Here is an 18,779-nt window from a genome sequence, read left to right on the forward strand (position 1 = left end):
GATGCACGTCCTTTGGGTTGCCGCGCTGTTGCGGTGTCAACCTTCGGCCATCGGGAGCATAGGCATCGGAGCGGCTGCTTTCGGTCGCGCAGCGTGAGCGTTCTGGGCGGCATAGTCCTGCAGCAGATATTCGTAGCGCTCGATCTGCCGGCGCGTGAGGGATTGGAGATCCTGCCCCGCCTGAAACGCGTGATACCATTCGACGATCCAGGCCAGGCTCTGGTCGAGCTGGAGAACCGGGTGCCAGTCGAGAGCTGCCCTCGCCTTGGCGGTATCAAGGCGCAGCAGCTGCGCTTCGGCGGGATGTGCCGCTGCGTCGAGCGTCCAGGAAGCCCCCTCGCCCCATAGCGTCACGAGCTTGTCGACGATCCAGGACACCGGCTTGGCATCCGTCTCCAACGGCCCGAAATTCCAGCCCGACGCGTAGCGGGCTCCGTCCTCGGCAAGCCTCTCGCACAGCAGCAGGTAGCCGTGGAGCGGCATCATGACGAACTGCCACGGCCTGATTGCCGAGGGGCTGCGGATGCGGCAGGGCCGGCGACCCAGAAAGGCTCGGACAAGATCCGGGATGAGCTGGTTGGCTGTCCAGTCGCCGCCTCCGATGGCGTTTCCGGCGCGGACGCTCGCCAGCGCGACGCCGTGTTTGGACAGGGTATCCGGCGAGAAATACGAGTCGCGATAGGCGCTGTTCACCAGCTCCGCGCAGCCCTTGGAATTGGAATACGGGTCGTGACCACCCATCGGGTCGCTCTCGCGATAGCCCCAGACCCATTCCTGGTTCTCATAGCATTTGTCGCTGGTGACATTGACGACGACGCAGGGACGCTTGAGCTGGCGCACCGCCTCCAGCAAATGGACCGTACCCATGACGTTCGTCGCATAGGTCTCGACCGGTTCTTCGTAGCCGTAGCGAACCACGGACTGGGCCGCCATGTGGATGACGACATCGGGCTTGCATTCGGCGAGCGCGGATTTGAGATGGGCGTAGTCCCGAACGTCGCCACGGATCGAGCGCACGCATTCGCCGACCCTCGCCTGCTCGAAGAGGCTCGGCTCGGACGGCGGCTCGAGCGCGTAGCCCGTGACGTCCGCCCCCAGCGCATCCAGCCACAACGACAGCCAGCTGCCCTTGAAGCCCGTATGTCCGGTGACGAACACTTTGCGGTTCTGCCAGAAAGAACGGTTCAGCATGACTGACCTAGCCCCGCGGTAAAAAGGTTATCCGGTTATTCCTGAGCGCTTCCGAACTCCGCGCCGGTGAGACTGTTCGCGCAGCGACTTGCCCGGTCACGAGGCCGCCGCGACGAGGACACGATGCGGCGAAGCCTCCACTTCGCGCATCGGCCACCGCAGCTGCTGTTCGCGCCAGAGCACATCGGCCCGGCGCCCTGCCGGCAGGATGACATCGTCGAACGAGACGACGTCGTCCTTCTTCCGGTCGCGCCGCAAAATGCAGTTTTCGGACAGACCGATCGGCAGCGCGTCTGCCGCGCGCGCATCGACGGCGTTCTCGATCAGGCCGTATGCGCAGAACCCGCCGATGCCGTCGAGGCGTTCGCCGGCCTTCAGATCGCGCTTTGCGACCGTGACGACCTCGCAGACCGGTCCCGCCAGCGGCGCCACGGTCGGATCGTGCTGGATGACCGCGCGCCCGATGGTCGAGGCGATCTGAAGATGCGGCAGATGGAACGGTGTGTAGAAGACGTAGAACGGCCCCTCGCCCAGCTTGTAGTAGGCGAGCTGAGCCTTCTTCAGCGGCGACTCTTCGTGCACGACGACAAAGGCGCCGGTGTGGGGAGCCGCGCMCAGAGCATAGTCCACCAGCCCCGTCTCAAGCATCGCGTCCGCGGGCAGGCGTTCTCCGATCTCCCGAACGTCCTTGCAGGCCGGTCCGAACATCCCCCGGCGACCGACGCGGAAACCGGTCGCATTGGCCAGCACCGTCGTTTCCATCGACAGCTTCGTGGCATCGGCGAACGAGGTGACCTTGCGGGCATCCTGATCGTTCTTTTCGGCGAAGGCCCGCTGCGTGTCGGGGTTCCGATAGTAGTCGACCATTCCCTTGATGTTGCCGGCGGCAACCGGCCGCAGCCCGAGCGTCCGCAGATAGCGCAGCAGCGTCATGGCAACGCCTGGTTCATCGCCATCCGTGTTGGTGAGCACCACGCCGGCTTCGCGGGCGCGCTCGTTCAGAATGGGGCCAATCAACGAGTCGAGCTCGGCATTGACCATCACCACATGCTTGCGATGCGCGATCGCGTCGAGAACCACCGACGCACCGGCCTCGATCGTCCCGGTGACCTCGAGGATGATGTCGATGGCCTTGCACGCGGTCAGCACGCTCGGATCGTCCGTCAGAACCGGCGTCCCGCCAGCAATGGACCGCTCAGCCTCCAGCGCCGACGAGACACGGCTCCAGCCGTGGATGTTCGCTTCGCGGAAGGCCCGCTCAGCATTCGCGACGGTCCGGTTAGCGATTGCGACGAGGCGCATTCCCGGCACCGGAGTGCCAAGCTGGAGAGCGATCGCGCGGCCGGTAGCGCCCGCTCCGACCATTCCCACGCGGATCGGGTGCCCCGCAGCCTCGCGCTCCCGCAAAACGGTATCGACAGCCATAGCCTGGTCCCCCCATCCGATCACGCCAGCAAAAGCAATCACACGGTCACGTACGGAGCAGATGCGACATGGCTGGGCACAGGTATTGCCGGCGGCCAGTTGCGGTCCTGCTCTGAAATTTCGGTCACTTCCAAGGGCCACACGATGCCGAAGGCCGGATCGTCGAAGCGCACGCCCCTGACGGCGGCCGGCGCATAGAAGGCCGAGGTCATGTAGTGCATCTCGGTATCCGCCTCGAGCGTCTGGTATCCATGCGCGCAGCCCTCGGGCAGGTACAGCATGCGTCCGTTGTCGCCGCTCAGCACCACGCCGTACCAGGCGCCGTAGCTCGACGATTCCGGCCGCAGATCCAGGACGACGTCGAATATCGCCCCCCGCGTGCAGCGCACCAACTTGGCCTCTCGGGCAGGCGCTTCCTGGAAGTGCATGCCCCGGACCGTCCCGCGCTTCGTGCTGAGCCCCATATTCGCCTGGACAGGCTCGAACGCCATGCCCTGATCGGCGAATTCCTTGAGGCACCAGGCGCGCATGAAACGCCCGCGGCTATCGGCGTACGGAGCGGGGTCGATTACCATCGCCCCATCGACACTTGTCTTCGCGAAGTGCATCCGCCACCTCTGGAATTCAGGCTCCTATACAAGAATAATGCCGGTCATATTGCCGGAGTTCCGGCGCAGAACTACGTCGGGCCGGAGATTTGCTTTATGGATCAGAGAGTTTCGCGACCGCGCCCGCCCGGCATGCCGGAGTCCGTCTTGACGGGCGGTCAATCAGGCGGATTTCGCAGCTGCATCAGACGGAGGGCGTGGCTCTCGCATCGCGAAAGAGGTCGAGATACAGCGCCTTCTCACCTGCGATGAGAAGCAGGGCTGCGACATAGGCTGCGCCGAACGAGCCGACATCCAGCATGAGACGCAACACCGGCGACAGCGCCGGCGCGGCGAGTCCATGCACCACATAGGCGATCGCTCCCGCGACCAGGCTTGCGGCCAGCGGGCTCGCCAGTGCCCCGACGAACTCGCGGTATCGAACCCCGGTGCCGTACAGCGCCCAGATGGTGATCGGGATCACCTTGAGCACCATGACCGTGGAATATGCCATTGCGACACCGCGTGGACCGTAGGGAAGCCCGATCAGCACGCCCGTGATCATGAGCGGGGCAGAGAACAACCCGATATGCACGCCGCGCTTGACCATGCCGAGCGCATTGAGCAGCCAGCCGAGCGGACTGGAAATCGCGAACACCATGATTGTCGGCGCGAGAATCCTGAATATCTCAACGGCACTCGTCCATTTCGGTCCGAGGATGACGATGATCAGATCATCGGCGAAGAGCGTACAGACGATCGTCAGAGGCAACGTCAGCGTCACCACCAGCGAATAGCCCTTCAGGAAGTAGCGCCGGAAACGATCGGGATCGCCCTTGGTCCGCGACAGCGCGGCAAACGCGACCTCTCCGATGGTGGAGTTCAGATTCTCGGTCGGGAAATTGATCAGGTAGAAGCTCCGGCTGTAGAGGCCGGTCGCCTCCGTGCCCCATACGCGGCCGAGCAGAAGCTTGTCGATGTTGTTGGTGATATAGGACAAAAATCCGATCAACGTTGTGCCGACACCGAACCGCAACATGGATCGGAGCCCGGCGACGATCCGCGGCCGGCCGGGGATCCAGCCGCTCGACAACCACAGCCCGATGGTCGTTGCCAGCGGCAGGGTGATGGTCATCGAGACAATCGCCCAATAGCCATAGCCGCTCACCGCCATCCCGATCGACACAGCTGTCGCGATCAGGAGCGAGCTGATCTCGATCTTCGCCGACGTCCCGAACGCCATGCGCCGCTGAAGCAGCACGCCGTGTTGAACGCCCGCCGCCGTGATGACGAAGGTGAAGGCGATCACGTCCATGATCGCCAGCAAACGCGGCTCGCGATAAAACGCGCTGACAAGGGGCGCAGCGACGATAGCCGTCAGCGTGAGCGCCGCGCCAAATGTCAGATTCAGCCAAAACAGCGACGACGACTCGTCTTCGCTCAGCGTGTCGCGCTGGATGGCGGCCTGAAACAGGCCGAAGCAGCCGAACATGTTCAGCACGCCCGTGAAGGCTGTCACCATGGTGACGAGCCCGTAATCGTCCGGCGTCAGCAATCGCCCGAGAACCATGAGCGCACCGATACGAACCGTGAAGCCGAGTCCGCGCGAGCCGACATTGATAAGTCCGGCGCGAACGGTCTTGTTCTTCAAATCATGCATGACGTTCTCGATTGCCGGTTCAGAGCATCAGCTTCCGGGCATAGAATGCCTCGGCATATCCGCTGGGCGCGTTGCATTCCATTCCGCGCAGCCGCATCAGTGCCATGAAGGTCGAGCGGTCAAACCAATGCTTGTTGCTTTGGGACTTGAAGGTATTGAGGATCAGATCGACTTTCTTTTCGCAGACGTCGTCTGAAAGAGCATTGAAGACGATCGGCTGCCCGAGATCCCCGTCATACTTCGGAATCTCGTATTCCAGGATCAGGTGACTGCGAAACGTGTTCCAAGTCAGCTCGGCGATCAGCCGGTGGTCCTGATGCGAATCGTGACGGTTGTGCGTGAAGATGATGTCCGGCGACACCTCTCGCTTGAGCTCTTCGAAGACATTCTTGATGTCGGCTCCAGCGAAAGGCATGTAGCCATCCTGAAAGTCCTTCAGGACGACCCGTTTCATGCGGGCGGGGTCGACGAATTGTCGCGCCCCGTTTTCCGCTTCCGCTGCGCGAACCCCGTTCGCGCTGAAGACAACCCAATGGAACACCGCGTCCGGGCGCTCCGCTGCGAGCTGCAGCACTGTTCCGCCGCAACCGATCTCAATGTCGTCGGAGTGGCAGCCCAGGCACAGGACCTGCAAAGGGGCAGCACCGCCGCCATCCGGCTTCAGGCGAAGCATGGTCACGCCACCTGCGTCATCGTGGGAGCCGCTTGCGGCATGGCGGGAGCCCCTTGCGGCATCACGGGAGCCGCTTGCGTTATCACGGGAGCCATTTGCGGAATCACGGGAGCCGCTTGCGGTATCGCGGGAGCGACCTGCGTCATCGCGGGGTATGAGACGGCGGCGCAGTCCTTCCACACCTTCCACGGTGGATTGGTGTCATTGAGTTCCTCAAGGCGCTGCTTGTCCTTGAAGGTGTCCATGCACTGCCAGAAGCCGGTGCACTTATGCGCCAACAAGGCTTGTTGCTGGATGAGCCGCGCGAACGGCTCCCGCACCAGCTCGTCGCCGGGATTGATGTAGTCGAAGATTTCGTTCCGGAAGACGAAGAAGCCGCCGTTGATCCAGATGTCCGAATGGCTCAGCGCCGACACCTCGGCGATCTTGCCGTCCGGCGCGGTCCTGACGATGTCGAAGCTCGCCGTCGGCTGCACGAGAAGCAGGGAGCCAACTGCGCTGCTCTGCTGCATCTCCTCGATCATCGTCGGCAGGTGCAGATCGCTGAGACCGTCGCCGTAGTTCGCGAGAAAATACTCCTCGCCGCGCAGATAGGGCTGCACGGCCTTCAGGCGTTCACCGATCGTCGCGTGCAGGCCGGTCTCCACGAAGGTGATCGTCCAGTCGTCGCTATCGCGATTGATGAAGTCGATCTTCTGGCCGCCGCGGGACCAGACGAAGTCGTTCGAGATCGACTCGTCATACTTCAGGAAATAGTCCTTGATGGCATAGCCCTTGTGGCCCAGGCAGAGAATGAAGTCCTTGTGACCAAAATGGGCATAGTACTTCATCAGATGCCAGAGGATGGGGCGCGAGCCGATTTGCACCATCGGCTTCGGCACATCATCCACATAGCCCCGGAGCCGCATGCCGGCACCACCGCAAAAGAGTACGACCTTCATGATACTCTCCTTCCGTATATGCCCGCGGACCGTGGCCCGGTTTTTCTTATCTCAGGAAGCGGTAACGACCTTCATTTCTTCAGGTCGCCTGTATCCATAACGTTTCATCGTCGCTTCATCGGCCATGTTGAGGACCGTGCCGATAAATTTAGGCCGGGCCTGACCGGTGGATTGAAAAGCCTGCCGGACAAGCTCGGATTCCGTCGCTCCCCATTTCACGACGAGCAGGAAGCCATCCAGCGACTGGGCGGCGGCTCGCACCTCGGGCCCAGCGACGAGCGACGGCATGTCGACGATCACCAGGTCATAGGAGCCTTCCGCGGCTCTCAGGATGTCGTCCAGCAAGTCGCGCCGCATTGGACGGAGCCGTCCCTCGGGCCGTTCGGCCAGCGGGAGGACATGCAGCCCGGCCTGCGCCTTGACGATGCAGCCGAGCACTTCGGTCTCCTGATCTGCTCCAGAACCGAGCGGAGAGCGCGAGAGGCTCGCAACCCAGCGCGAGACAGAGGGGTTTTCCGGTACGGCGTCGATCAGCAGGACACGCTTTCCCGAGGCTGCCGCCATCTTCGCCAGACCGATGGCAAGCGTCGTGGCCCCCTCACCCGGCAAGGTCGACGTCACACCGATCGTCCGCGGTCCCCGCAGGGAGGTATCCTGCAACGTGGCAGCCACGCGTCGCAACACCTGGGCTTCGGATGCGAGCAGATGCCGCGCGGCGGTGTCCTCGCCCGATGAACCAAGGCTCTGGAAACGGGGCACGACCCCCAGGCACTCCAGATCGAGGACGTATTCCATCTGTTGTGCGCTGCGGATCGTATCGTTGATCACGTCGAGCAGGATGGCGGCGGCGGCGGCCGCGCCCAGGCCGAACAACGCCGCGGCAGCAAGGATCAATATCGCCGGCGGTCCGTCTGCCTTGACCGGCGGCTCCGCTTCCGAAACCACCTGAGCGCTCGGGCCAAGGCTCTGATAGAGCTCGCGTAGCGTTGGCGCCTTCGACGAAGCCGCATCCGACGCCCGCCCGCGCTCCTGCAAATAAATACGGATCACGCTGTTGACGATGCGAGCGGCCTTCTCGGGGTCCGAGGCTTTGAAACTCACCGTGATCATATGGCTCGTTCCGACCTGGCGAACACCGAGTTTGCTGTTCATCGCTTTCAGCGCTGCGCCATAGGCCGAGCCGTTCTGGCCAGCGGCCGCCGAAGACTGCGCGGTATCGGCCTTTTGCGGCTCGGACGGCGCCCGGCCGTCGGCCGCAAATTCAGGGTCCTTGGTCAGTTGCAGCTCGTCGATGACCTTGACCAGCACGTTGCCGGACCGAAGAAGCTCCATCTGGTTCTGGACCATCGGGAGATCGGCCCGGCCTGGCAGGACCGCCATATCGGGCCCCGTCAGGACCTGCCTGATGTAGACGAGCACCTGACTGGAGGCGGTGTATGTCGTCGAGCGGGATCCGACATAAAAGCCGGCGATCGCCAGACATAGCAAGGCACCGATACCCAGCAGCCGCTTGCGGCTCCGGAGACTTCCCAGACCGAACGACGGCCGCGGCCGCGTATCGATCCGGTAGTCGGACCTCTCCGTGCTATCTGTGACCGGTGGGTAGCTGCTCTTGTCCAGCATGGGGCTCAATCGAAAAGAGGGCCTCGGTTCCGATGCCGGTTCGGCTCGACAGATTTGCAGATGAGGAGAAACACCCTGCCGGCGCGGTCGCGTCGTGATGCGACGGTAACTTTAGCGCCTGCCCTTCCCCCCACCCGGCGCCGTCCGCCTGCAGTGGCATTCATAGAGCAAACGCCGGACGGTCAGCCCCCGTTCCTGCGGCGCATGCTTCAGAACTGCATTGAAACGCCTGACGGACAGGGGAAGATGAAAGGCAGAGGCCGGGCCGATCGGTCAGGTGCGGATGGGCCGGAGCCTGCGGCCGAAGCGAGATCGTTCGGCAGCGAAATCGGCCGGCGGCTTTCGTCCGATCACTGCCGGCCGCTGGGGTGCTTTCCAGCCGTTATATGACCTTCCGACGATTTCTACTGGGCGCCGCAAGCATTTCTTCCCGGCGGATCCAGGCATAGATCGTGCCCATGACAAACCAGAAGTACCAATTGAATGACAGATAGAAGTGCATGTTGTCCGAATAGGACTCGAGCACATAGGTCATCAGGACACACAACATGACCAGAAGTCCGGGCGGATCGCGCGGCAGCCCCCTCACCAGGCGATAGGCCACCCAACCGATGAGCCAAGCGAATGCAAGAAGGCCAAGAAGCCCCAATTCGAAGCTCATCTGCAGATAGAAATTATGGCCGTCGATGCCCTGGGGGCCAATCAGCGGAAAGAAGCCAGGCGTCGCCGGCTTGAACGACTCCAGACCATGACCCAGGAGAGGCCGTTCCAGCGCCTGGGGAATGGCGGATTCCCACAGCGCCTGCCGCCAGACGTAGGAATTCAGCCGGTTGCTTTCGTTGAGCTGCGCGAAGTTGTCCACCTCTGTTGCTGCGGTGACATCCGTCAACCGGTCCATCAGGCTCGGATATGCGACGAACAGCACCGGCACCAGCAGAAGGCCAGCGAGAAACCGACGGTCGATCTTGAGCGCGTACACCAGAAACATGAGCCCGCAGACCCCCCAGGCGCTGCGCGTTTTGGTGAGCATCAGAAATGCGGTCAGGAGCGGGATGTAGAGCGTAACCAGCATGTAGATGCGCGGGCTCACGCGAATGATCCGCGATGCTCTGACGTAAAGCGACAGCCCCAGCACCAGCACGAGATAGAAGGCATAGATGTTCGGATGCGAGAACGTGCTCTGCAGGCGGAATTCGGTCAGATCGGACAGCCCGCGCGCAATGTCGACGAAGGCGTAAAGCGTGGGTGGGATGGACGATCCGATCACCACGAGGACGAACAGGGAGACATCGCGGGAAGACCGCAAGATGAAGAACGGAATCGCGAAGAACGCCCAATAGGATACCAGCACGAAAGCAAGGCGCGCCGCGGCCGTGAAATCCGGCGCATAAAGTGTCGAGCCAAAGGCGATCAGAAGGAACGGCCCCCATAGCGCCAAGACAGGAAATGGCGCCCTCAACGGCTCCCGCGCGAGAAAGACGATTGCAAGCGCGATCACGAGTACGTTGAAGAGGGCGCCCACGCCCATAGACGAGGCGCCGGCGTCTCCTGCCAGCAGATTGAAGATCGGGTCGGAAGAGGCCCGGATCAGCAGAACGCCGAACACCGCAGCACGCAGGAATCTCCAGATCGCTTCATTGTTGGCTGCTCGCACAGAGGCCGTCTGCCAGACGCGATCCCCGTCGCCCTGAAGCGTGCCGCCATGGACAGCGCCGACCGAGCCGGATGTCGGTTTCATGCTTCCCGCTCCCTGGCGCCGATCCATGCTCGAGGACGCTCCGCGCTCACCTGGCTGGCATCACGGATCGGTTGCAGCCAGAGCTCGACCTCCTGACGCCAGGAGACCGGAACGGCGGCGGCGGCCCGAGCCTGTCCGACCCGATCCGTCGTCTGCGGCGCGATCAGCGCGGCGGCCACGCGCGGCAGCTCCCGCCATTTGCCGTGCCTGAACGCAAGCGCCGTGAAAATGGATGCGGCCCGCCACCGCGCCCCCCCTCGCAGAAGCTGCCTGGCGAGATAGCGCTCGTGCCCCGCCTCATCCGAGCTGACGCCATAGGCCGCCGCCAGTACCGCGTATCGCTCGGCGATGACCAGACGCCCCGTCCGCATGGGATTGATGTTCATCGACAGCGATTGCCGGCCCAGGCGATAAGCGATCAAGGGCCGGTCGACGGCCGCCAGCTGCGAATGCTGGGCCAGCCTGATCCAGAGATCCCAATCCTCGGAGCCGCGCAGCGCGGTGTCGAAGCCTCCGACCTCCCGGACAAGATCGCGTTCGGCGATCACCGTCGATCCCGTCGGGATCCGGTTGCTTTCAAGCAGGCCCGGCAGCACGTCTCCACCCTTGACGTGGTGATGACCGATGATTTGCAGGTTCTCGTCGACGACCGCGACACCCGTGCACCCCCACCGCGCCGAACCGGCGCGCAATGCGGCAAGCTGCGTCGCCAGCTTGTCCGGAGCCCACAGATCGTCATCGTCGCAGAAGGCCACCCATCGCCCGGTGGCGCGAGCAAGGCCGGCGTTCCGAGCGCCCGATATGAAGCGCGGCTGCGCGTGGTGCACGACCGTGACCCGCGGATCCGCTGCAGCGAGGCGATCGAGCCAGGGCCGTGTTTCGTCGGTCGAGCCGTCGTTGACCACGACGAGTTCAATCGAGACGCTGTGCTGGCGCAGGATGGAATGGACTGCCTGAGGCAGCATGTGCCGGCGATTATGCGTCGGAACGATGACGGTGACATCAACCACTCAGGCGCTCCTCGTCCGTTTCATGGCACAGCACCGCTTGATCACCCATTCGCCCAGGCGGAGTGGCCGGGCCTAAGCGTGACCACGTTGTCCGCTCTCGCTCCCTGGCCATCGGCGACCGCTGTCTCATAAGCGGTCGCGGGCTCTTCGACCTGCTCGGCCCCGTCGATAGGAGTCGGCATCTCCAGGCCCTCCGCCCTGAAGAGAGCGGCCAACCTCCGGCATTCCTGGACGATGTCGTGCTGCTCCAGCACACGCTTTCGCCCTGTGGCGCCCATGGCCTTCACGACAGTGTCGGGCGTATCCAGGCATTGTCTGATGGCGCCTGCGAGCTGATCGATGTTTCCGGCCGGAACGAGCCAGCCGCAGGCCTGGTCCGTAACCAACTCCGGAATGCCTGCGACATAGGTCGTGATGACCGGGCGGCCGAGCGCCAGCGCTTCCATCAGGACGACCGGCAACCCCTCGGCGAAACTCGGCAGGACCAGCGCCCTTGCCTCCCGTATGGCGGCGCGCACCTGGGCGTTGCTCATCCAGCCCGCCAGCACGACCTGCTGTTCCAGCCCGAGCTCCCGGATGCTTCGCTCCAGTTGCGGCCGCAGCGGACCGTCTCCGACCATGGTCAGCCTGAACGGCGCGCCCTCACGCGCGAGAACGGCAAGGGCATGGAGCAAAACCAGTTGCCCCTTCTGTTCGCTCAGGCGGCCAACGGTCACGAGCTGAGATTTGGGAACGATCTTGAGCGGCTGCGTGCTCAGGAAATCGGAGTCCAGTCCGCAGCGCACCAGCTTGATCTTCGCCCACTCCTCCGGAGGGATCCAGCGGCAGAGCTGGCTTCCAGTAAACGAACTCACGACACAGACGAACGCGGCATGCTTCACCTTGGCGGGCAAGCCCAGATACTCGGGCCTGTCGAACTCGTCCGGACCATGCACGGTGAAACTGTACGGCACACCGGTCAGAATATGGCAGAGCATGGCGACTTCCGCGCCATTCGTTCCAAAATGCGCATGGACGTGCTGGATGTTCTCCTGCATCACCCACCGCGCAAGGACCAGCGCTTCGGCAAGATAGGCCAGGTGGAGCGGCGCCGGGCGACTTGAGCGCCGCATCATTTTCAATGCAGCCCAGGTGGTTTTCGCCAGAGCTTTTGGCCTTTGCACCAAGGCGTCGGCAAAGGCCGCAGCAAACTTGGCAAGGTTGCCGTCGAAGATATAGCGCGTGCGCTCCCTCTCGCGGACATCGTCCGGATCGACCAGCTTGCGGCCATTATTCCGAAGCGAAACACGGAGAACCGAAATCCCGTTCCGCTCGAGCTCGACGATCTCCCGCCGAATGAAAGTGTGCGAGACCGCGGGATATTCGGACACGAAGTAACAGATCCGCATCGACGCTTCCCTTGTCGCTCAATAGGCGTTGGTGTACGCGCGCTTCGATATGACGGTCAGGACCATGATCTTCAGATCAAAGAAGAATGACCAGTTATCGACGTAGTAGAGATCGTGTTCGATCCGCTTCTGCATCTTCTCGAACGTATCGGTTTCGCCCCGAAGGCCATTGACCTGGGCCCAGCCGGTGATGCCCGGCTTGACGTTATGCCGGCGGAACATCCTGCGGATCTGGTCCGCAAACATGTGATTATGCGCGACGGCATGCGGCCGCGGCCCGACGATGGACATCTCACCCCTGAGGACGTTCAACAGCTGGGGTAGCTCGTCGATGTTGGTCCGCCGCAGCACCCGTCCGATGCGGGTCACGCGCGGGTCGTTCCGGACGGCCTGACGAAACTCGTTGGTCGCGTCGTCCAAAGTCGTCATGCTGCGGAACTTCAAAACCAGAATTGGCTCATTGTTGAAACCAAGACGGGTCTGCCGAAAAAGCACCGGGCCCCGCGAGTCGAGCTTGATCAAGGTGGCGATGACAACGAACAACGGCCACAGAAGCGTCAGCGCCGACGCGGCGACGACGATATCGAAAGTGCGCTTCAGCAGCCGGTCCCGCAACGAGCACGGCCCGCAGAACAATTCGAGCACCCGCTGTTGGCCATAATGTCCGATGCGGCTGCGGCGCATGAGCTCGGCCAGTTCCACCGGCAAAAGCTGGATGCGGACAGGAAGCTCCGACAGCGCCCCAACCGTACCGGCGACAACCTCCATATTGTCCGAGCCGAACAGAATGAGCACCGCGTCGATAGGCAACGCCCGGCATTCACGCCGAATCTCTGAGAGCTGCTCCTCCAAGGAAGCATTCCCACCGGCCTGCCCGGACGCAGAGGGAAAGTCGTACCACCGCAGGATATGCTCGTGCCGTGCCGCCAGCCGCGCGCGAATATCTCCCACGGCCTGTGCGCCGGGCATGATCAATACGACCATGCTTTCCCGACGCCATTGCCCGCGCCGGCGCACATGATCGATGACTTGCCAGAGAACCGCTCTGATGGCGATCTGGCCCAGCAGCGCGGCCACCAGCTGCGCGAGGAACGTGCCGCGAGAATAATCGTCGAGATTGTCGGTCACGTAGCCGATCGTCAGCAGAATGACGAATGAAAGGCCGATAGCGGCGCCGCCCCGCGAACGGCTGTGCTCGTTCCATTCCGGGCCAAGCAGATCGTACTGGTTGTCGGCAATGCACAGGGCGACGTACAGCGCTCCCGCCGCGACGGAAGCCAGGGCATATTCGGCCCGGAAGAAGATCACGCCGTAAACGGCCGCCGAATAGGCGACAAATGCGCCGTATGCGCAGGCGACGACCACGACCATCTCGAGGCAGGCCACCACCACGGTCCAAAACACCTGCGTCCTGTGACTGAGCGCAGTTGCGGAATGATGCTGGGTTCCGGGAGAAACAACATTTGTTGACATTGGCTCGCCAAACGCTCCCGCTGTTTTCCAAAGACTCTCGACGCCCGCAGAAGCTCAATGCGGGCGAGAGGCGCGGGTTCTTTACGTTCGGTGAAGTTTGGTTTTCGCACGAGATCGTGAGCGTAATCGACGACCAAAAACGCAACGGGTTGCGCTTTTTGGTCGTCGCGTTTCGCTGAGTGACGCAACGTCATTATTTCGCTTTCTTGGCGATGGACCAGATCATCCCCAAAAGCGGCAAGTCCCTCACCGCGAACAAACCATCGGCTTCGACCGTTAGCTCTTCAGACGGCGTGCAACGCAACGCGCGACGGCCTCCCGCCGCGACGGCTGGTGATTCAGCCATTGCTTTCGCTTGAGGACTTTTGCCTGAGGGATTTTCCATGCCGTCAGACACAGTTCAGCTTCCCGCATCTGAAGCAATACGGCCCAGTCAGACCCAGATTCTCAACGGTCGCTTCGACAAGCTCTCGGCAAAGCAGACCGTGGAAGAACTCATTCGAGCCATCCACGCAGGAGAGCGCGGCGTCCTGTCCACGGTGAACGTCGCGATCCTGATGATGATGCGATCCAACGCACGGCTGCAGCGCTTCGTCGATTCATCGCGCTGGACGGTCGCCGATGGACAGCCGCTCGTCTGGGCATCGCATCTTTGGCAACAGCCCTTGCCTGAGCGCGTCACCGGGATCGATCTGATCGATCAGCTATGCGCGCGCGCAGTGAAGGAGCGCATCGGCGTCTATTTTCTCGGCGCCGAGAGCAGCACGGTGCGCGCGACCGTCGACGTGCTCCAGAACCGACATCGCGGCCTCGATGTCCGCGGCTATGCCGATGGCTATTTCGGGCCCGAGCAGGCCGAGGCACGCGCGAAAGCCGTCGCGGAAAGTGGAGCCGAGCTTCTCTTCATCGCAATGGGCGTGCCGCGGCAGGAATATTTCATCGAGGAGCAGTGGGACAATCTCGGCGCCCGCATCGTCATCGGGGTCGGTGGCAGCTTCGATGTCATCGCGGGACTGCGAAAACGGGCGCCTGCCTTCGTCCAGCGCGTCGGGCTCGAGTGGGCCTATCGCCTCGCCCAGGAACCTCGCCGGTTGTTCAGGCGCTATCTGGTCACGAACTCGCAGTTCCTCGGCCTGATTTCCTGGAGCGCCATCGCCCAGGCCTCCCATTTCCGACGTATGACCCCGCGACCCTAAACGAGGGCTGAGATGGCTCCCCGCAAACGAATTCTTGTCGTGATGGGCACGCGGCCCGAGGCAATCAAGCTCGCCCCCCTCATTCTGACGGCGAAGGCCGACCCCGAGCGCTTCGAGGTTCTGGCCGTGCGCACCAGCCAGCATCGCGAGATGCTCGATCAGGTCGTGGCCTATTTCGACCTGCCCATTCTCGCCGACCTCAACATCATGCGCAAAGATCAAGGCCTCGCGCATGTGACGATGGCAGCCCTCGAAGGCCTGCAACGGGTGATTACGGAAGTCCGGCCGGATGTCGTCGTCGTGCAAGGCGACACCACGACGAGCTTCGTCGGCGCGCTCGCAGCGTTCTACGAGAACGTCCCCGTCGCGCATGTCGAGGCCGGGCTGCGAACCTACGACAAGCGGGCCCCCTTTCCGGAGGAGGTCTATCGCCGCCTGACGAGCGTCATCGCAGATTATCATTTCGCTCCGACCGAAACGGCCAGGTACAATCTGCTGAAGGAAAATGTGCCGCCAGAGACGATATGGGTCACCGGCAATACGGCGATCGATGCGCTTTTTCTGACACTCGCGAAAGCCCGCCCCGCGGCGCAGGTTCGAGCGCCCTCTCCCACCCTTCTGCTGACCACGCATCGCCGGGAAAACCACGGCGAACCGATGCAGCGCATCTGCGAGGCTGTCCTGATCCTGCTGGAGGGTTTCCCGGATCTGCGGGTGGTCTGTCCGGTGCACCTCAGTCCGCGCGTCCGACAGGTGGTCGGCCCGATGCTGGGTTCTCATCCGCGCGTGTCGCTCATCGAGCCGCTCGGCTACGAGCAGTTCGTGCTGGCGATGAACAGCGCCCACATCATCCTTTCCGACTCCGGAGGCGTTCAGGAAGAAGCGCCCGCGCTCGGGAAGCCGGTTCTTGTCCTCAGGGACACCACCGAGCGCCCGGAAGCCGTCGAAGCCGGCACCGCGCGCCTCGTCGGCACGGAAGTGGACGCGATCGTTTCGGCCTGCAAGGACCTGCTAACGGACCCCGAAGCGTATCGCGCCATGGCGCAAGCCAAAAACCCGTTCGGCGACGGCCACGCCTCCGAACAGATACTCGACGTGCTCGCCAGGTCGCTCGGCAGCACCGAGCGCCGCGAACAGACCGATTCGACAAGAGCGCCCGAGAACCTTGCGCTGGCGCCGAGAGTGCCGGCCGAAGCGATCCTCCAGGCGGCGCTCGCCGCAGAGGGCCCGGCGCGGATGCCAACGAGCGTTCAGGGACCGGGTTCATCATGACAGCCGTGATCGGGACAGCCACCTTCGCACTGGTGATGCTGGGTCTCCTGACCGCGATCCCGGTCGCCTTTCTCTTTATACAGATCGGCGCGGCGCTCCTGCCGACGAGGCGATCCACGTCGACCGCCTCCATGCCCTGTCCGCGCTTCGCGGTGATCATGCCGGCCCATAACGAAGAAGCGATCGTCGCACACTCGATTGCTTCGATAATGGCTCAATTGCCCCCGGTCGGGCGCCTGCTGGTGGTGGCCGATAATTGCTCCGACGGCACCGCGCAGGTGGCGGCAGGCGCGGGAGCGGATGTGACCATCCGCCAGGACACGACCCGGATCGGAAAAGGCTATGCGCTGGATCACGGGGTCCGGTCGCTCGGCGCCGATCCGCCGCAGATCGTCATCGTCATCGACGCCGATTGCGAAGTGATGCCTGGCGCGCTCGAAACTCTGGCAATGCAATGCGCCGCGACCGGGCGCCCGGTCCAGGCGCGATACTCGATGCTGGCGCCTCCATCGCCGAGCCCGGCGGACAAGGTCTCGCAGCTGGCCTGGACGATCAAGACCTTCGTGCGACCGCTGGGCTCGGCGCATCTGGGATGGCCGTGCCAGTTGATGGGCTCCGGGATGGCCCTGCCCTTCTCCCTCGCCAGCCAGCTCGATCTTGCGACCGGCCATCTGGCGGAAGATCAGAAATTCGGCGCCGAGCTCGCAATCGCTGGAAAGGCGCCGTTCTTCTGCCCCGACGCGCAGATCGTCAGCCAGCTTCCCCAGGGCGAAACAGGCAAGCGCCAGCAACGCACGCGATGGGAGCACGGACATCTTGCGATCATCGGAGAGTTCTTCCTTCCGCTGATCAGGCGCGCGCTCTCGAAGCGCAGCCTGCACCTCTTCGCATTCACGCTCGACCTCTGCATTCCACCGCTAACACTGCTGGCGATGTCGATCGTGCTGATGTCGGGCCTGAGCCTCTCATGGTTCGTCATGACGGGTGCCGCGAGCCCGCTGGTCGTTTCCTTCACCGTGCTGGCCTGCTTCACCGGAGCTATCGGCGTCGCATGGTGGCGCTTCGCCCAGGAGATCATTTCCTGGCGCGAGCTGGCGGCGGGGTCGGCGTATTGCCTGCTCAAGATCCCGTCGTTCATCCGCTTCTTCGTCAACCGCCAGATCGATTGGGTCCGGACGGAGCGATAAAGGCGGCCTGCGGCCGGGTTTGGCACTTTCCTCTCGAGGCAGTCGGTCGGATGAGATCGCATCGCACACTGCAAAGCCTTTGGGCTCTGCCCGTTCCGGTTCTGGCCTTGCTCGCCTGCCCGCTCGCGATCGCCGCGGCCACAGGGTGCTGCTCATCCGCTTTGGCAAATGACGCGCGGAATGCTGTCAACGAAAGACCAAACGGTTCGTTCACTCTCGGCGAGCGGCCCTTCGTAGCCAGCTCGTCCTGGAACACGCCCCTCGCCTCGAACGCCACTTTCGAAGAGATCGATTGGCCAATGGGCGCCCGGTTCGGCGTCGCCTGGAGCAGCTATTCTCCTGCCATTCATGTGAGTTCGGCTTCGGACCCCGTCGTTTCCGTCGAACACCCGGCAAGCTGGGGACTTCCCGCAGGCACCCTCAAGATCCGCATTCCCGCGGATGCGGATGGCGCTCCGGGGACCGACGGGGAATTGCTGGTGATCGACGGCGATACCGTTCACAACTTCTGGCAATTCAAGCGGCTGAGCCCCGAGGCGGCGACGGCGCGGTCCTATGCCGCGACGAACCTCGTCACCGGAGACGGCTGGGGGCGCAGATCGCCCTTTCTCGGCGCCGGCATCGTGGCGGCGGGATCGAGCCAGCTCGCCGGCTTGCTGGTCCAGGCGGAAACCGACCGCGGCGACATCTCACACGCGTTGCAGATCGCGGTCGATATGGCCTACGCGAAACCGGGCCGCGTCGGCGAGGCGATCAATGGCGACGGCGTGAATCCGGATGGGTTGGTTCAGGAAGGCGAACGCCTGGCCATTCCGTCCAGCGTGGCGATGCCGCGAGGCTTGTCACCTCTCGGGCAAAAAGTCTTTCGCGCCTATCAGGTCTACGGAGCATTTGTGATCGACGTGGCTGGAGGCGTCACTAATTTGCGCGCCCAGGCGAATGCCTACGACCGTATGACGATCGTGGCACTGCAACAGGACCTTGCCCGGATCTCCCCGCTGCTTCAGCGCGTGGGGCAGCCAAGCGAGGGAAATCCCTGACCATCCCGGGAGGGGCGCAGGCAAGGGCCTGTTCGAAACGATCGTCTCGATCATTGCATCAAACGCATAGCGGTCAGCCATACGGCTCGATAGGCCGCCTTTTGCGCATTGCAGCTTCATTCTGCATATCGAGAGAATCGCTGATTCTATATAGCGTTTAGCCAAAAGCGCAGATCATATAGTCAAGATATCCCCAGATTTTCGTGCCCAAACAATTTCATTTTGGCATCACATTCCAAACACGATATCTGGCCACGTTCGCTGGTGGATGGGCCTTTGATTCGCCGCCTCATATGGCGATGACCCGTCATCCGACCGCTAATCGCGCGGCGTGCCTGTCTATTTCGCTGCGTTTCCACGGAACGGCGAGGACTA

General features: G+C 62.9%; 15 protein-coding genes. 4 read left to right on the plus strand and 11 right to left on the minus strand.

Annotated features, from left to right (window positions below; all coding sequences use genetic code 11):
• Positions 1–36: 36 nt before the first annotated feature.
• The 11 genes from rfbG to AC1DIN_RS21075 form a co-directional block, all read right to left on the minus strand.
• Positions 37–1,191 (minus strand): CDP-glucose 4,6-dehydratase, encoded by a 1,155-nt coding sequence (gene rfbG / locus AC1DIN_RS21025; RefSeq protein ID WP_441472033.1) that lies wholly within the window; start codon positions 1,189–1,191, stop codon positions 37–39.
• 96 nt (positions 1,192–1,287) lie between these two features.
• Positions 1,288–2,757, minus strand: coding sequence for an NAD(P)H-dependent oxidoreductase (locus tag AC1DIN_RS21030; protein WP_476811177.1), 1,470 nt, complete (start codon positions 2,755–2,757; stop codon positions 1,288–1,290).
• On the minus strand, positions 2,655–3,224 hold the full coding sequence (gene rfbC / locus AC1DIN_RS21035) for a dTDP-4-dehydrorhamnose 3,5-epimerase (protein ID WP_476766809.1): 570 nt from the start codon (positions 3,222–3,224) through the stop codon (positions 2,655–2,657). Before rfbC ends, AC1DIN_RS21030 begins: the two co-directional genes overlap by 103 nt.
• 184 nt (positions 3,225–3,408) lie before the next feature.
• Positions 3,409–4,863 carry a lipopolysaccharide biosynthesis protein gene (locus tag AC1DIN_RS21040; protein ID WP_476811178.1) on the minus strand — a complete coding sequence of 485 codons (1,455 nt, stop codon included), beginning with the start codon at positions 4,861–4,863 and terminating at the stop codon, positions 3,409–3,411.
• Positions 4,864–4,882: 19 nt separating this feature from the next.
• Positions 4,883–5,536 (minus strand): PIG-L deacetylase family protein, encoded by a 654-nt coding sequence (locus tag AC1DIN_RS21045; RefSeq protein WP_441472029.1) that lies wholly within the window; start codon positions 5,534–5,536, stop codon positions 4,883–4,885.
• A 2-nt stretch (positions 5,537–5,538) separates the two neighbouring features.
• The gene (locus AC1DIN_RS21050) at positions 5,539–6,477 is read right to left on the minus strand and encodes a glycosyltransferase family protein (RefSeq protein ID WP_441472028.1); all 939 of its coding nucleotides are present in this window, start codon (positions 6,475–6,477) and stop codon (positions 5,539–5,541) included.
• Positions 6,478–6,528: 51 nt separating this feature from the next.
• Positions 6,529–8,100 carry a tyrosine-protein kinase family protein gene (locus AC1DIN_RS21055; RefSeq protein ID WP_476766805.1) on the minus strand — a complete coding sequence of 524 codons (1,572 nt, stop codon included), beginning with the start codon at positions 8,098–8,100 and terminating at the stop codon, positions 6,529–6,531.
• Positions 8,101–8,482: 382 nt separating this feature from the next.
• Positions 8,483–9,838 carry an O-antigen ligase family protein gene (locus AC1DIN_RS21060; RefSeq protein ID WP_476811179.1) on the minus strand — a complete coding sequence of 452 codons (1,356 nt, stop codon included), beginning with the start codon at positions 9,836–9,838 and terminating at the stop codon, positions 8,483–8,485.
• Complete coding sequence (locus AC1DIN_RS21065; RefSeq protein ID WP_476811180.1) at positions 9,835–10,848, minus strand: glycosyltransferase family 2 protein; 1,014 nt, start codon at positions 10,846–10,848, stop codon at positions 9,835–9,837. Before AC1DIN_RS21065 ends, AC1DIN_RS21060 begins: the two co-directional genes overlap by 4 nt.
• Before the next feature lie 41 nt (positions 10,849–10,889).
• Complete coding sequence (locus AC1DIN_RS21070) at positions 10,890–12,236, minus strand: glycosyltransferase (RefSeq protein WP_476811181.1); 1,347 nt, start codon at positions 12,234–12,236, stop codon at positions 10,890–10,892.
• A gap of 18 nt (positions 12,237–12,254) precedes the next feature.
• Positions 12,255–13,640 (minus strand): exopolysaccharide biosynthesis polyprenyl glycosylphosphotransferase, encoded by a 1,386-nt coding sequence (locus tag AC1DIN_RS21075; protein ID WP_441472023.1) that lies wholly within the window; start codon positions 13,638–13,640, stop codon positions 12,255–12,257.
• Between the two features lie 554 nt (positions 13,641–14,194).
• Between AC1DIN_RS21075 and AC1DIN_RS21080 the strand changes: the two genes are divergently transcribed.
• Genes AC1DIN_RS21080 through AC1DIN_RS21095 form a run of 4 tightly spaced genes read left to right on the plus strand, consistent with a single transcriptional unit; the run spans position 14,195 to position 18,404 of the window.
• Positions 14,195–14,905 (plus strand): WecB/TagA/CpsF family glycosyltransferase, encoded by a 711-nt coding sequence (locus AC1DIN_RS21080; RefSeq protein WP_476811182.1) that lies wholly within the window; start codon positions 14,195–14,197, stop codon positions 14,903–14,905.
• Positions 14,906–14,917: 12 nt separating this feature from the next.
• A complete protein-coding gene (wecB, locus tag AC1DIN_RS21085) occupies positions 14,918–16,177 on the plus strand; it encodes a non-hydrolyzing UDP-N-acetylglucosamine 2-epimerase (protein ID WP_476811183.1) in 1,260 nt (419 codons plus the stop codon).
• The gene (locus AC1DIN_RS21090) at positions 16,174–17,364 is read left to right on the plus strand and encodes a glycosyltransferase family 2 protein (protein ID WP_476811184.1); all 1,191 of its coding nucleotides are present in this window, start codon (positions 16,174–16,176) and stop codon (positions 17,362–17,364) included. The genes wecB and AC1DIN_RS21090 overlap by 4 nt, the downstream gene beginning before the upstream one ends.
• 50 nt (positions 17,365–17,414) lie before the next feature.
• The gene (locus AC1DIN_RS21095; protein ID WP_476811185.1) at positions 17,415–18,404 is read left to right on the plus strand and encodes a hypothetical protein; all 990 of its coding nucleotides are present in this window, start codon (positions 17,415–17,417) and stop codon (positions 18,402–18,404) included.
• Positions 18,405–18,779 lie beyond the last annotated feature (375 nt).

Source organism: Allobosea sp. 05T438 (assembly GCF_056396025.1).